This is a genomic window from Streptomyces sp. NPDC127197 (assembly GCF_042672405.1).
Classification (GTDB): domain Bacteria; phylum Actinomycetota; class Actinomycetes; order Streptomycetales; family Streptomycetaceae; genus Streptomyces; species Streptomyces flavusporus.
Genome location: NZ_JBHXVG010000012.1, coordinates 210,244 through 224,565 on the forward strand (window position 1 = coordinate 210,244; position 14,322 = coordinate 224,565).

General features: G+C 72.5%; 11 protein-coding genes. 2 read left to right on the forward strand and 9 right to left on the reverse strand.

The features are described 5' to 3' along the window. Window positions 1-33: 33 nt before the first annotated feature. A complete protein-coding gene (locus ACFVJQ_RS21070) occupies window positions 34-3,111 on the reverse strand; it encodes a putative bifunctional diguanylate cyclase/phosphodiesterase (RefSeq protein WP_385785786.1) in 3,078 nt (1,025 codons plus the stop codon). 419 nt (window positions 3,112-3,530) lie between these two features. Beyond that, window positions 3,531-4,481, reverse strand: a complete 951-nt coding sequence (locus tag ACFVJQ_RS21075) for a 2-hydroxyacid dehydrogenase (protein ID WP_385513689.1) — start codon at window positions 4,479-4,481, stop codon at window positions 3,531-3,533. A 76-nt stretch (window positions 4,482-4,557) separates the two neighbouring features. On the opposite strand from ACFVJQ_RS21075, the gene ACFVJQ_RS21080 reads away from it, so the two are divergent. Next, window positions 4,558-5,556: an aldo/keto reductase gene (locus ACFVJQ_RS21080; RefSeq protein WP_385785789.1), complete on the forward strand. Its 999-nt coding sequence runs from the start codon at window positions 4,558-4,560 to the stop codon at window positions 5,554-5,556. A gap of 71 nt (window positions 5,557-5,627) precedes the next feature. Then, window positions 5,628-6,836 (forward strand): PQQ-dependent sugar dehydrogenase, encoded by a 1,209-nt coding sequence (locus ACFVJQ_RS21085; protein WP_385785792.1) that lies wholly within the window; start codon window positions 5,628-5,630, stop codon window positions 6,834-6,836. 10 nt (window positions 6,837-6,846) lie between these two features. On the opposite strand, the gene ACFVJQ_RS21090 is transcribed toward ACFVJQ_RS21085, so the two are convergent. The 7 genes from ACFVJQ_RS21090 to ACFVJQ_RS21120 all read right to left on the reverse strand — a co-directional run bounded on the left by ACFVJQ_RS21090 (window position 6,847) and on the right by ACFVJQ_RS21120 (window position 14,311). Further along, window positions 6,847-7,035, reverse strand: coding sequence for a DUF6191 domain-containing protein (locus ACFVJQ_RS21090; protein ID WP_385513686.1), 189 nt, complete (start codon window positions 7,033-7,035; stop codon window positions 6,847-6,849). 37 nt (window positions 7,036-7,072) lie between these two features. Next, complete coding sequence (locus ACFVJQ_RS21095; protein ID WP_385513685.1) at window positions 7,073-10,117, reverse strand: AAA family ATPase; 3,045 nt, start codon at window positions 10,115-10,117, stop codon at window positions 7,073-7,075. An 80-nt stretch (window positions 10,118-10,197) separates the two neighbouring features. Then, on the reverse strand, window positions 10,198-10,383 hold the full coding sequence (locus tag ACFVJQ_RS21100) for a hypothetical protein (RefSeq protein WP_224736851.1): 186 nt from the start codon (window positions 10,381-10,383) through the stop codon (window positions 10,198-10,200). Between the two features lie 170 nt (window positions 10,384-10,553). Continuing rightward, the gene (locus ACFVJQ_RS21105) at window positions 10,554-11,291 is read right to left on the reverse strand and encodes a sulfite exporter TauE/SafE family protein (protein ID WP_385785797.1); all 738 of its coding nucleotides are present in this window, start codon (window positions 11,289-11,291) and stop codon (window positions 10,554-10,556) included. Beyond that, complete coding sequence (locus tag ACFVJQ_RS21110; protein WP_385785800.1) at window positions 11,282-12,334, reverse strand: ABC transporter ATP-binding protein; 1,053 nt, start codon at window positions 12,332-12,334, stop codon at window positions 11,282-11,284. The genes ACFVJQ_RS21105 and ACFVJQ_RS21110 overlap by 10 nt, the downstream gene beginning before the upstream one ends. Next, a complete protein-coding gene (locus ACFVJQ_RS21115) occupies window positions 12,327-13,337 on the reverse strand; it encodes an ABC transporter ATP-binding protein (protein WP_385513682.1) in 1,011 nt (336 codons plus the stop codon). Before ACFVJQ_RS21115 ends, ACFVJQ_RS21110 begins: the two co-directional genes overlap by 8 nt. Next, window positions 13,334-14,311, reverse strand: a complete 978-nt coding sequence (locus ACFVJQ_RS21120) for an ABC transporter permease (RefSeq protein WP_224736837.1) — start codon at window positions 14,309-14,311, stop codon at window positions 13,334-13,336. Before ACFVJQ_RS21120 ends, ACFVJQ_RS21115 begins: the two co-directional genes overlap by 4 nt. Window positions 14,312-14,322 lie beyond the last annotated feature (11 nt).

Genomic DNA, 14,322 nt, shown 5'->3' on the forward strand with positions numbered 1-14,322 from the left:
GGCACTGACCCTCTCCCCGGCGCACACCCACTGTCAAGTGGGTGGGACGGGAGTCTCATTATGTGAGCGAAGGGTCGTCCCGCCGGAGAAGACGGTGCTCACTCCGCCGGTGGTCACACCTCCGGTGGTCACACCTCCGGTGGTCACCCCGCCGGCGGTCACTCCTCCGGTGTACACGCCCGCGCCGCCTGCGAAGGCGGGCTCGGCCGGGTCGTGCGGCACCGGGTAGCTGCCGGACGTCAACGCTCTGCGCAGCCGGTACTCGTCCAGTGGGCCGGAGAAGGCCATACCCTGCCCGTGCGTACACCCCATCGCGCGCAGGGCGACGACCTGCTCCGGCAGATCCACGCCCTCGGCCACGGACTGCAGCCCGAGATCGCCCGCGATGCGGAGCAGCCCACTGGTGATCTTGTGCAGCCGCGCGGACTCGACGACGCCCTCGACGAGGCCGCGGTCGAGCCGCAGGACGTCGATCGGGAGCCGTCTGAGCGCCGTGATGGCCGGGCAGCCGCTGCCGAAGCCGTCCAGCGCGATCCGGACGCCGACCCGCCGCAGGGCGCCCAGACGCCGCTCCAGGTCGTCCAGGGACACCCTGGGGTCGATGTCCGACAGCTCGATGATCAGCGCCCCGGGCGGCAGCCCGTGCCGGGTCAGCAGTGCCTCGACGGAGCCGAGGGGCATCGACCGGTCCAGCAGCCGGCGCGCGGCCATCCGGACGGCCACGGGCACGGCGTGGCCGCTCGCACCGCGTTCGGCGGCCCGCTCGACCGCCTCCTGAAGCATCCAGCGGCCCAGCTCGGCCGTCTTGTCGCTGTCCCCGGCGTCCTCGACGCCCGGGGCGTCCGGAGCCACGCGCAGGAACTCCGCAGGTGTGAACAGCACCCCTTGGGACGACCGCCAGCGCGCCTGGGCGGTGACCGAGGTGATCCGGCCGTCCTCCAGACAGACCACGGGCTGGTGCAGCAGCGTGAACTCGCCGTCGTGCAGCGCGGCCCGCAGTCGTGTGGCCAGTTCCGCCTTGCGTACGACGTCCTGCTGCATCTGCGGCTTGTACAGCTCGACGCGGCCCTTGCCGGCCGACTTGGCGCGGTACATCGCGAGGTCGGCGTTGCGCAGCAGCTCACCCGCACCGAGGCCGGGCTCGGCGAAGGCGACGCCGATGGAGGCGGCGACCCGGACATCGTTGCCGTCGATGAGGTACGGCTGCGACAGCGTCATCCTGAGGCGGTCGGCGAGCTCCAGGATGTGCCGTTCGCGGGCTGTACGGTCACGGGCGCCGTCGCCGACGATCAGGGCCGCGAACTCGTCGCCGCCCAGCCGGGAGGCGGTGTCGCCCTGCCGGACGGCCTCCTGGAGTCTGCGTGCGGCCTGGACGAGCAGTTCGTCCCCGGCCTGGTGCCCGATCGTGTCGTTGACGGCCTTGAATCCGTCGAGGTCGATGAAGAGCACGGCCGTGCCCCGCAGGGCGGCACCGCGGTCTGTGCTGCGACGGCCGGACAGGGCCTGCTGGACGCGCTGGGTGAACAGGGCGCGGTTGGGCAGGTCGGTCAGCGGGTCGTGCTCGGCGTTGTGCTGCAACTGCGCCTGGAGGCGCACTCTTTCAGTCACGTCCCGGCTGTTGAAGATCAGGCCGCCCTGGTGGCGGTTGACGGTCGACTCGACGTTCAGCCAGCCGCCGTCGCCGGACCGGAAGCGGCACTCGATGCGCGTAGTGGGTTCATCGAGAGGGCTGGCGGCGAGGAAGCGGCGCACCTCGTGCACCACGCAGCCCAGGTCCTCCGGGTGGATGAGTTCGGCCAGTTCACTGCCCACCAGCTCCTCCGCGGGCCGTCCGTAGACCCCGGCGGCGGCCGGGGAGACGTACCGCAGGACGCCGTTGGGCGCGGCGATCATGATGACGTCGCTGGAGCCCTGCACCAGGGAGCGGAAGTGGTTCTCCTTCTGCACCAGTTCCTGGGTGAGGGTGATGTTGTCGAGCAGCATGATCCCCTGGCGCACCACCAGGGCGAGCACGACCGTGCCGCCGGTGATCAGCACCACGCGGTCGACGCTGCGGCCGTTGAGCACGTTGTAGAGGATTCCCAGCGTGCACACGGCGGCGGCGAGGTACGGGGTGAGGGCTGCCAGGGAGCAGGTGAGGGGCCGGGTGGCCGGATACCGGTCGCGCTCGTCCTGCTGCACGGGCGGGTGCGGGTGGGTGGAACCGCGCTGTCCGGGCAGGTGCTCGTGCACCACGCGCGCGTGCGGCTCGTCACCGGGCCGGCCGGGCCGGGGCGCGACCCAGGGCGCGTACGCCAGCAGCAGCGAGCCGGCGAACCAGCCCGCGTCCAGCAGCTGGCCCGAGCGGTAGCTGTCGTGGAGCAGCGGTGAGGCGAACAGGGCGTCGCACATCACGGTCAGGGCGAGGGCGCCGATCGCGGTGTTCACCGCGGAGCGGTTGGCCCCGGAGCGCCGGAAGTGCAGCGCGAGCACCATGCTGACCAGGGCGATGTCGAGCAGCGGGTACGCGAGCGACAGCGCGGTGTGCGCCACGCCGGGTCCGCCGCCCTTGGCCGCCTGGGCGAGTGCGAGGCTCCACGACAGGGTGACCAGGCAGCCGCCGATCAGCCAGGCGTCCAGGGCGAGGCAGACCCAGCCCGCCTTCGTCACCGGCCGTTTGGCGAGGACCAGCAGGCCCACGATCGCGGGCGGCGCGAAGCACAGGAAGAACAGGTCGGCGTAGCTGGGACTGGGCACGGGCCGTCCCAGGACGACCTCGTACCACCCCCAGACCAGGTTGCCGAGGGCCGCCATCGTCGAGGAGAGGGCGAACAGCAGCCAGGCGGAGCGGAACCGGACCCGGCGGCTGTGGGCGTAGAGGAAGCACGACACGGCGGCTGCGCCCGCGGCGGCACTCAGCCCGAAGTCCCCCATGATCAGGGCGAGCTGGTGCGAGCCCCAGCCGACCGCGGAACCGACGGCGTAGGCCGCGCACACCAGGGCCAGCAGGAGTTGGGGGAGCATGCTCGACCCGGCGCCCGAGGCCGGCGACCGGGGCAGCAGCGTCCCCTGGGCAGGCTGTCGCCGCAGCACCTGGTCGAGGACGGCCGCGGGTGGCGAGGGCGCGTTCACCGGGCCCTCCCGGTCCGCTCCGCCCCCGGGTCCCGGTGCGGCGGGAGTGCCGGCTTCCTGCGGCTGCTGTGCCTGGGGTGGTATTGGCTGTGGTGTGCGCCGTGACCGGCGCCATGGCCGCGGCCAGACGCGGCCATGCGCCAGGGTCGCCGTCGGCGGCCCCGCCGCGTCGGATCGTTCGCCCATAGGCCGTGCATCGCCCGTCGCCCCCCTCACAGTCTGCAATGTCCATCCCCGGCGCCGAACGGTCTGCGGCGCAGCCCCTGTCCGGACGATACACCAGTCTCGTCACTCAATGACAGGGCTTCTCTACGCTCCGTGACCACCAGCAGGGATGCGGGTACGGACCGCTTCCGGAAGGTTGCGGAGGGTACCCGAACCGGATGTCGCGTCTGTTGCGGCGGGCCCGAGGCGGTCGGTCAGGTTCCGCTCGTGCCCGTCGTAAGGATCACGTTGCGCAGCGGCTCCTGGTTCACGTAGCGGCTCAACTGGTCCACCAGCAGCCGCTTGGCGCGCGGCAGGAACGCGGAGGTGGGCCCGCCGACGTGCGGACTGATCAGCACGCCGGGCGCACGCCACAGGGGGTGACCGGGCGGCAGCGGTTCGGGATCCGTGACGTCGAGGGCTGCGGTGATGCGGCCGCTGTCCAGTTCCGCGAGCAGCGCCTTGGTGTCGACGACGGGGCCGCGGGCGACATTGACGAGGAGGGCACCGTCCTTCATACGGGCCAGGAACTCGGCGTCGACCAGGCCCCGGGTGGCCTCCGTCAGCGGCGTGGACAGGATGACGACGTCCGCTTCGGGGAGCAGGACGGGCAGTTGGGTGAGCGGATGCACGGGACCGCGCGCCGTGGTGCGCTCGGAGCGCGCGACGCGCGCCACCCGCGCAAGCTCGAACGGCGCGAGCCGGTCCTCGATCGCCGCGCCGATCGACCCGTATCCGACGATGAGTGCGTTCTTGTCGGCGAGCGCCGGCCGGAACCCGCCGAGCCACTCCCCCCGGTCCTGCGCCCGCACGAAGTCCGGGATCCCGCGCAACGAGGCCAGGATCAGCGTGAGCGTGAGCTCCGCGGTGCTCGCCTCGTGCACGCCGCGCGCGTTGCACAACCGCACGCCCGGGCGCAGGTGCTTCAGCCCCGGCTCGACATGATCGATACCGGCGGAGAGCGTCTGCACGACCTCGACGGACGTCATCCCCGGCAGCGGCCGCACGCCGACCTCGCTGGGCTTCATGTAGGGGACGACATAGAAGACACAGTCGCCGGGATCCGCGGGGAAGGTCTCTCCGCCGTCCCAGAAGCGGTAGTTCGGCCCTTCCGGAAGCCCCTCGATCTCCTCCGGCGGGATGGGCAGCCACACGTCAGCAGTCATGCTCACGAGGCTATGTGAGGGGCACGGGAGTGCAGAGGTTAGGTTGGGGTGGCAGGAGAGGGAGGGTTACGGGCAGGTGGAGCGCAGGACGATCGGCGCGGCGGCACTCGCGGTGGGGGCCGTCGGACTCGGGTGCATGCCGATGAGCTGGGCGTACAGCACGTCACGGCAACGGGGCGACGAGTCGCTCAGGGCCGTGCACCAGGCGCTCGATCTGGGCTTGACGCTGCTGGACACGGCCGACATGTACGGCCCGTTCACCAACGAGCTGTTGTTGGGCCGGGTGTTGAAGGAGCGGCGGTCCGATGCCTTCGTGTCGACCAAGGTCGGCCTGCTGGTGGGCGAGCAGCACATCGTGGCCAACGGCCGCCCGGGGTATGTGAAGCGGGCCTGCGACGCGTCCCTGAGGCGCCTGCAGACGGACGTCATCGACCTCTACCAGCTGCACCGCGCCGACCCCGAGGTTCCCGTGGAGGAGACCTGGGGTGCGATGGCGGAACTCGTCCAGGCCGGAAAGGTAAGGGCGTTGGGGTTGTGCGCGGTGGGGGCGCGCGGCGGGCGGCGGGCGGGGACGCTGCTGCACGACGCGACGATCCGGCAGTTGCAGCGGGTGCAGCAGGTCTTCCCGGTGAGCGCGGTGGAGGCGGAGCTGGCGGTGTGGTCGCCGGAGGCGCTGGACACGCTGGTGCCGTGGTGCGAGGCGCGCGGCATCGGTTTCCTGGCCGCGATGCCGCTCGGCAACGGTTTCCTGACCGGCACGCTGACGCCCGGCGAGGGCTTCGAGCCCGACGACATGCGTGCCCGCCACCCCCGCTTCACCGCCGAGATGATGGCGGCGAACCAGCCGATCGTGGCCGGCCTGCGCCGGGTGGCGGCCAGGCACGGCGAGCACGTCACGCCGGCCCAGGTGGCGCTGGCGTGGGTGCTGGCGCAGGGCCGGCACGTGGTTGCGGTGCCGGGGGCCAAGCGGGAGCGCTGGGTGACGGAGAACGCGGACGCGGCCCGGCTGTGCCTGTCGGCCGGGGACCTGACGGAGGTGTCGGGGCTGCCGAGGGCGCAGGGATCGTGGGAATGAGCTGACCTGCAGATTCCTGATTCGTTGGTTCGGGATCGGGTGATCGGGAACCTGTGGGGCGCGAGCGGTGTATGAAAAGTAGAACCCGCCGCGTCGAAGGGACCATGATCGTGCAACGTCGAGCTGTGACGGCCGTACTGGCCGCGGCCGCACTCCTGCTGACGGCCGGCTGCTCCTCCGACGACGAGGGAGGGGGTTCCCCCGGCGGTGGAGGAGACACCACACCGAGCAGTACGGCCGCGCAGTCGCCGCCCTCGGGGCAGGCTGCCGAGGAGACCCCGCCCGCCAGGGGCTCGGTCGAGGTCGTGCGCACGGTGACCGAGGACCTGGACAGTCCCTGGGGTCTTGCTGCCCTCCCCGACGACGACCTCCTCGTCTCCTCCCGCGACGGGGGCACGATCACGCGGGTCGACACCGAGACGGGCCGGAAGACGGAGCTGGGCGAGGTGCCGGGGGTGTCACCGGCCGGCGAGGGCGGCCTGATGGGCATCGCCCTCTCCCCCGACTACGCCTCGGACCACATGGTCTACGCGTACTTCACCTCGGCCTCGGACAACCGCATCGTCCGCATGCTGTACGACGAGCAGAAGCCCTCCGGCGAACAGCTGGGCGCGCCGGACACGATATTCCGGGGCATCCCCAAGGGCTTCATCCACAACGGCGGCCGGATCGCCTTCGGCCCGGACAGGATGCTGTACGCGGGTACGGGCGAGAGCGGCGAGGAGGGCCTGTCCCAGGACAGGGAATCCCTGGGCGGCAAGATCCTGCGCATGACCCCGGAGGGCGAACCGGCACCGGGCAACCCGTTCCCGGACTCCCCGGTGTACTCGTACGGCCACCGCAATGTGCAGGGCATCGCCTGGGACGACAAGCAGCGGCTGTTCGCCGCGGAGTTCGGCCAGGACACTTGGGACGAGCTGAACGCGATCGCGCCGGGCGACAACTACGGCTGGCCGGAGGTCGAGGGCGCCTCCGACGAGGCCGGGTTCCGCAATCCGCTGGCCCAGTGGGCCACGGACAAGGCCTCCCCCAGCGGCATCGCATACGCCGAGGGCTCCATATGGATGGCGGGCCTGCGCGGCCAGCGCCTGTGGCGCATCCCCCTGAAGGGCACGGAGGCCTCCGCCGACCCGCAGGCGTTTCTGGAGGGCGAGTACGGCCGACTGCGCACGGTGGTCTCGGCGGGCGGCAACAAGCTCTGGCTGGTGACCAGCGAGACGGACGGACGGGGGTCCCCCGACGGCGGGGACGACCGGATCCTGGAACTGGAGGTGAGCTGAGTACGGCGCCTCAGTCCTCCGTCGGCTCCTCCTCGGGCGGCTCGGGCGGGCGTACGACGACCTTCCCGGACGACAGGTCGATCGGGCCGCGTCCTGGATCCCCGTCGCCCACGTCCTCCCGGGTCAGCTCCAGACGGTTCTGTTCGTCGCGGGTGTGTTTGCGGCCGGGCGCGAACAGTTCCTCGAAGACGTTGAACACGGGGCCTCCCTCGGCCGGTTGCTCTACAGCGTAAGCGTCACCCTGCCGTTGGAGCGCTGAGGGTTTCGGACGGGAACAGGCCCAGCCGATGCGCCAGCGCCGCCGCCTCGCCGCGTCCCGAGACGCCGAGCTTGCCGAGGATGTTGGAGACGTGGACGCTGGCCGTCTTCGGGGAGATGAAGAGTTCCTCCGCTATCTGGCGGTTGGTGCGGCCGATGGAGACCAGGCGGAGGACGTCGCGTTCCCGGCTGGTGAGGCCGAGGGCCTGGACCGGATTGGCGGCGGGCGACTGCTGCGGGGCCCGGCGGAGGCTGAGGCGGGCGCGCTGGGCGAGCAGGCCGACTGCGTCGGCGAGGGGGCGCGCGCCGAGGTGGTCGGCGACGGCATGCGCGAGCCGGAGCAGCTCGGTGGCACGGTCACGGTCGTCCTCTCCCCCGGCGGTGAGGAGGGCCTCGGCGAGCCGGTGGCGGACGCGGGCGAGGTCGTAGGGGCGTTCCAGGCGCTCGAAGGCCGTGACCACCTCGGACCAGGTGTCCGGGCCGGCGATGCCCTCGGCGCGCTGGAGCTCGGCGCGTACCCACTTTTCGTGGGCGGCCCAGATGGGCGCGCCGGTGGCAAGGCGCTTGACGGCGCTGAAGATGCGCTCCAGGGCTTCTTCGCGGCCCTGCCGGGCGGCGGGCAGGTTGCGGCTGTCGGCCTCGGCGGTGGCGGCGGCGAGCAGCAGCCTCCAGCCGTAGCGCTGGGTGCCGGGCGGGATGCCGGCGTCGAGGGCGCGGTCGAGTTCGCCGCGGGCGTCCAGGATGCGGCCTTCCGAGGCGGCGACGCCGATGGCGATGAAGGCCAGGGGGAGCCACTGCTGGGGCATGGGGTCGTGGGTGCCGAAATAGCCGTGTGCGGCGGCCAGTTGGCGGCCCGCTTCGGCGGCGTCGCCGCGGGCCAGGGCGAGATTGGCCAGGCACAGGGCGGCCGTGCCCTGGGGCTTGGCGCTGTGGCCCCGGCGCAGCGCGTTCGACGCGGCCTCGGCGGACTCGTCCCAGCGGCCCAGTGAGAACAGCGAGTCGGAGAGGTTGCCCCAGACCCACGCCTCGGTGTCCAGCAGGCCGTACTTCCGGGCGAATCCGGTGCCCTCCTCCAGGATCCCGGCGGCTTCGAGGGAGCGGCCGACGGCTTCGAGTTCGGACGGGAGGTTGACGTACGTACGGCCGGCGACATGGGTGAAGGACCCGGCGAGGGACTGCTCCTTGACCTCGTACATCTCCGCGAGCCCCGCTTCGATGTCGCCGGCGTCGACGAGGAGGACGCCACGGGTGACGCGGGCGTTCAGCTCGACCTCGCGGGCCTCGACCATGCGCGCGTACTCCACGGCGCGCTCGGCGGCGGCGAGGGCCGCGGCGCCGGGCTGGTGCAGCATGGACCAGCCGGCGACGTTGGTCAGGACCTCGGCGTGCACTTCGGAGGGCGGCAGTCCGCGGACCAGTTCCTGGGCGGTGGCCAGTTCCTTCCAGCCGTCGTCGCGGGCCTTCGCCTGGACCAGGCGGGAGCGCTGGACCCAGAACCAGGCGGCGAGCAGCGGGTCGTCCTCGTCCTCCAGCAGGCGCAGCGCCCGCTTGGTGATCTTCAGGGCGCGTTCGCGTTCTCCGCAGAAGCGGCTTGCGACGGCGGCCGCGGCCATCAGGTCGAGGTAGCGCAGCGCAGTGGTCGCCTGATCTCCGCCGTCCGGAGCGCGGTACACGTCCGTGTAGCCGGCGGGGCGCAGTGCGGCCCGGACGTCCTCGGGGGCGGGGTCCCACAGCTCCATCGCGCGCTCCAGAAGCCGGAGTTGCTCGGAGTAGGCGTGCCGGCGGCGGGCGGCGACGGAGGCGTCGAGGACGGCGGGCAGGGCCTTGGCGGCGTCGTGGGCGTGGTACCAGTAGCTGGCCAGGCGCATGACGCGCTGGTCGGCGGGGACGAGGCCCGGGTCGGCCTCCAGGGCTTCGGCGTAGCGGCGGTTGAGGCGGGAGCGCTCGCCGGGCAGCAGGTCGTCGGCGACGGCTTCGCGGACCAGGGAGTGGCGGAAGCGGTAGCCGTCGCCGGTGGGTGCGGCGAGCAGGATGTTGGCGTTGACCGCCGCTCGCAGGGCCTCGATGAGGTCGTCCTCGGAGAGACCGGCGACGGCGGCCAGCAGCCGGTACTCGACGGTGGAGCCGCCCTCGGCGGCGATCCGGACGACCCGCTGGGCGCTCTCGGGCAGCGCTTCGACACGGACGAGGAGCAGGTCGCGCAGGGAGTCGGTGAGTCCGGTGCGGCAGCCCTCGTGGGCGGCGACGGCGAGTTCCTCGACGAAGAAGGCGTTGCCGTCGGAGCGTTGGAAGATCTCGTCGACCTGCGCGGGGTCCGGTTCGGCGGCGTGGATGCCGGCGATCTGGCAGGCGACTTCCGCGCGGTTGAAGCGGGCGAGTTCGATGCGCTGGACCGTGCGCAGCCGGTCCAGTTCGGCCAGCAGTGGGCGCAGCGGATGGCGGCGGTGGATGTCGTCGGAGCGGTAGGTGGCGAGGACGACGAGGCGGCCGGTGCGCAGGGTGCGGAAGAGGTAGGCGAGGAGGTGGCGGGTGGAGGCGTCGGCCCAGTGCAGGTCCTCCAGGGCGACGACGACCGTGCGGTCGGCGGCGATGCGTTCCAGCAGGCGGGCGGTGAGTTCGAAGAGACGGGCCATGCCCTCCTCGTCGGGCCGGCCGGTGCCGGTCTCGCCCAACTCGGGGAGCAGCCGGGCCAGTTCCTCCTCCTGCCCGGCGGCCGCAGCGGCCAGTTCGTCCGGCAGTTCACGGCGCAGGGCGCGCAGTGCGGTGGAGAACGGGGCGAAGGGCAGCCCGTCGGCACCGATCTCGACACAGCCGCCCAGCGCGACGACGGCGCCCTTGCGGCCGGCGGCGGTGGCGAACTCCTCGACGAGGCGGGTCTTGCCGACGCCGGCCTCACCGCCCACCAGCAACGCCTGCGGCTCGCCCGCATCAGCGCGGGCGAGCGCGTCGTTCAGCGTCTCCAACTCCTCGGCGCGGCCGACGAATACGGGACTGACGGACCTGGTCTCCACAAGTCCGAGCATCGCACGGGGGTCCGACAACGCGGCACCGGTTTTCCCGCGGTGGCGTCCGTCCCGCGCGCCGTCCCCCGGCCCGGCCGCGCTCACGCGGTGCGTGGGGACCGGTGCCGCCGTGGACGGCGGGTATCCGCCTCGTTCCCCGCGGCGCGTTCGGCGGCTTCCCGGCGGGCGGCGCGGCCGCTGCGTATGGCTTCGCGGACCAGCCGCTCGTGCTCGGCCCGGCGGATCAGCTCGGCGGAACGGATCTGCTGGAGCTCGTACTCGTACATCTCTTCTCCCCGGAGAGGTCGGTGTGCGGTATCGCTCATTGCGATGCCTCCACCTTCGTTTCCCAGGGGGGTCCGCCACATCGGGAGAGTTCCGTATCTTCGGCGGGCTCAGGGCCTTGGAAGGCACTTAGTACGGTCGCCGGTTCGCCAGGGCCTCTCTAAGGCCCCGCCTAAGCCCCCGGCCAGGCTCCCAGTTGCTGCGCCACCAGTCCCACCGCGCCGGCGACCGCGAGCGCCATGGCCGCCGTGCGCGTGCGGTGCGCGTCGAGCCGGCGGGTCAGTGGGCGGGCGAGCAGGACTCCGGCGATCGCCGCGGGCGTGAGCAGCGCGGTGCGTTGCAGGGTGTGCGCCTCGACCGCGCCGACCGCCGCCAGCGCGGCCAGGCTCATCAGCGAGCCGGCGAGGAAGAACGCGCTCATCGTGGCCCGCAGCCGTGGCCCGCTCAGCCGCTGCCACACCATCGCCATCGGCGGTCCTCCGATGGACGTGGCCGTGCCCATCAGCCCCGACGCCATCCCGGCCAGCAGGACCGAGGAGCGCCGCGGCCGCGGTACGTATCCGGCCGCGCTCACCGCGACGCCGGTGAGGACCACCCCGGCGATGAGCAGCGCGAGGTGGCGGGCCGGCAGGAGGATCACGAGCAGTGCGCCGGCGGCCGCTCCCGGCACCCGTCCGACAAGGGCCCAGCCGCAGCCGCGCAGATCCGCCCCGCCCCGTTCGCGCACCAGCACCGCCGCGGTCACACCGGCGGCGAGCAGCAGCACCACCGGCGGTGCCAGAGTCGGGTCGACCAGGGAGAAGACCGGCGCGGCGATCATGCCCAGGCCGAAGCCGACGGAGACCTGGAGCACCGCGCCGATGCCGACCGTGAGGGAGAGCAGGGCGAACTCCCCGCCGGTCAGGCCCACGCAGACCGCGCCTCCAGCGGGAAGTGGCACAGGGCGGTGTGGGCGTCGCCCGCGCCCTGCGGCTCGCGGACGACGGCCGAAGGCGCCTCGGTGGCGCACCGGTCCTCGGCGCGCCAGCACCGGGTGCGGAAGCGGCAGCCGGACGGGATGTCGAAGGGCGAGGGGATCTCGCCCTTGAGCTGGATCTCCTGGTCGTGGGTGGCGCGGGAGGTGTCAAGGACCGGTGCGGCCGACATCAGCGCGGCCGTGTAGGGGTGCTGCGGGCGCTCGAACACGTCCTCGGTCTCGCCGTGTTCGATGACCTTGCCCAGGTACATCACCGTCACCCGGTCGGAGATGTACCGCACCACGGACAGGTCGTGGGAGATGAACACGTACGCGACGCCGAGGCGCGACTGGAGTTCCGAGAGCACGTTGAGGACCTGTGCCTGCACCGACAGGTCCAGGGCGGAGACCGGCTCGTCGCACACGATGAGGTCGGGGTCCAGGGCCAGCGCGCGGGCGATGCCGATGCGCTGGCGCTGCCCGCCGGAGAACTCGTTGGGGTAGCGGTGGGCGTCGCTCTCCCGCAGCCCGACCAGGGACAGCAGTTCCCGGATCCGCTTCTCGCGGGCCTTCGCGTCCGGGACGACGTCCCGGTGGGTGCGCCAGGGCTCGCCGATCAGATCGGCGGCCGACATACGGGCGTTGAGCGAGGCGAAGGGGTCCTGGAAGACCATCTGGACGCGGCGCCGCCAGTTCAGCAGCTCCTTGCCGCGCAGCGCGAAGGGGTCGACGCCGTCGTACCGCACCGTGCCCGCGTCGGACCGTTCCAGCCCGAGCAGCACCCGGGCCAGGGTGGACTTGCCGCAGCCGGACTCGCCGACGAGCCCGAGCGTCTGTCCCCGGCCGAGCTGTACGTCCACTCCGTCCAGGGCGGTCAGCCGGCGCCGGCCGCTGCCGAAGCTCTTGGTGACGCCGCGGACCTCCAGCAGCGGCGGGTGTCCGTCGGTTCCCTCGGCCCGGGGTTCGGGGGTGGCGGTGGTGGCGCGGGACTCAGGCACGGTCGAGCTCCTCGGAGAAGTGGCAGGCGGCCGAACGTCCGTCGCCCGTGCTGCGCAGGGACGGCCGTTCCCGGACGCACCGCTCCCGCACCAGCGGGCAGCGGGCCTGGAAGACACAGCCGGGCGGCACCGCACTCAGCTCGGGCGGGCTGCCGGGGACGGCGGGCAGCGGGCGTCCGCGCTCGGCGTCCTCGGGGACCGAGTCGAGCAGTCCGCGGGTGTAGGGGTGGCGGGGGGAGGTGAAGACGTCGTGCACCGTTCCCTGCTCCACGACCGTGCCGGCGTACATCACGACCACGTCGTCGGCGCGCTGGGCGACCACGGCCAGGTCGTGGGTGATCAGTACGACGGCCATGTCCCGCTCGTCCTGGAGGTCCCGCAGCAGCCGCATGATCTGTGCCTGCACGGTGACGTCGAGCGCGGTGGTCGGCTCGTCGGCGATGAGCACGTCGGGGTCGAGGGCGACGGCCATCGCGATCAGCAGCCGCTGGCGCATGCCTCCGGAGAACTGGTGCGGATAGGACTTGGCCCGCTGCCTCGGCTCGGGGATGCCCACGCGGGTCATCAGCTCGATCGCCTTCTCCTCGGCCTTCCGCCGGGAGAGTCCGCGGTGGATGCGGAACGGCTCGCCGATCTGCCGGCCCACCGGCTGCACCGGGTTGAGGGCGGTCAGGGCGTCCTGGAAGACGATGGACAGGACGGGGCCGGCCAGCTTGCGGCGTTCGGCCGGGCTCAGCCGCAGGGTGTCCTTGCCCCTGACCCGTACGGCGCCGCCGGTCACGGAGGCCGCGGGGTCGAGCAGTCCCACCACCGACAGCGCGGTCATCGACTTGCCGCAGCCGGACTCGCCGAGGAGAGCGAGGGTGCGGCCGCGCCGGACGCTGAAGCTGACGCCGTCCACGGCGCGTACCGTCCCGGAGGACGTGCTCAGGTCCACGCACAGCCCTTCGACGTCGAGGGCGGGCTCGGCGGCGGACGGGGCGGGGGCGGAAGTGGTCGTCACGGGATCATCTCCGGAGGAACGGCGGCGGAGGCACCGCGGCGCTTGCGGGGCAGCGTCAGACGCCAGCGCTGGGCGGGGTCGGTGGCGATACGGGCCCAGGCGGCGAGCAGCGTGGCGGACACCGTGGTGAGCACGATGGCGAGCCCGGGCAGCACCGTGATCCACCAGGCGGTCTGGAGGTACTGCCGGCCCTGGGCGACCATCAGGCCCCAGCTGACGTCCGGGGGCTGGATTCCGATACCCAGGAAGCTCAGCGAGGACTCGGTGAGCATCACGAAGCAGAAGTCGAGGGTGGCGACGGTCAGCAGCGTCGGCAGGGCGATCGGCAGGATGTGCCGGTAGATGATGTGCCGGCTGGGTGTGCCGAAGGTGCGGGCCGCGTCGACGAACAGACGGCTCCTGAGCTCGGCCGCCTCCGCCCGGGAGGTGCGCAGATACACCGGGATGCGGGCCACGGCGAGGATCAGCACGATGTTCAGCGCGGAGGGCGAGAAGACGTAGAGCACGACCACCGCGATGAGCAGGGAGGGGAAGCTGAGGATGACGTCGGCGACGCGCATCGCCAGGCTCTCCCGGCGTCCCCCGTGGTAGCCGGCCCACAGGCCGAGGGCCGATCCGATCACGAGCGAGCACAGCACTGCGGGGACGGCCACGGACAGGGTCGTCGCCGCCGCGTCGACCAGGCGCGCCAGCACGCTGCGGCCGAGGACGTCGGTGCCGAGCAGCCCGTACACACCGTCGCTCAGGGACGGCGGCCGCAGGGAGGCGTCCAGGTCCTGGCGCTGTGCGCGGTCGCCGATGAACAGCCGGCCGAAGAGGGCGACGAGGGCGACCAGGGTGAGGACGACGGCTCCGGCGGCCGCGGCGCGGTCCCGGCCGAGCAGCCGCCACCAGCGCGGCGGACGGTTCCGGGCGGGAGCGGTGTCGTGTCCGGGAGCGGCTTCGTCCGCGGCGGAGGTCTCTGCTGTGGTCATGCTGCTTCCTT

Bases quoted from the DNA above. Each gene is read 5' to 3' on its own strand.
- ACFVJQ_RS21075 (WP_385513689.1), bottom strand. From the start codon at position 4,481: ATGACTGCTGACGTGTGGCTGCCCATCCCGCCGGAGGAGATCGAGGGG.
- ACFVJQ_RS21085 (WP_385785792.1), top strand. From the start codon at position 5,628: ATGAAAAGTAGAACCCGCCGCGTCGAAGGGACCATGATCGTGCAACGT.
- ACFVJQ_RS21095 (WP_385513685.1), bottom strand. From the start codon at position 10,117: ATGCTCGGACTTGTGGAGACCAGGTCCGTCAGTCCCGTATTCGTCGGC.
- ACFVJQ_RS21100 (WP_224736851.1), bottom strand. From the start codon at position 10,383: ATGTACGAGTACGAGCTCCAGCAGATCCGTTCCGCCGAGCTGATCCGC.
- ACFVJQ_RS21120 (WP_224736837.1), bottom strand. From the start codon at position 14,311: ATGACCACAGCAGAGACCTCCGCCGCGGACGAAGCCGCTCCCGGACAC.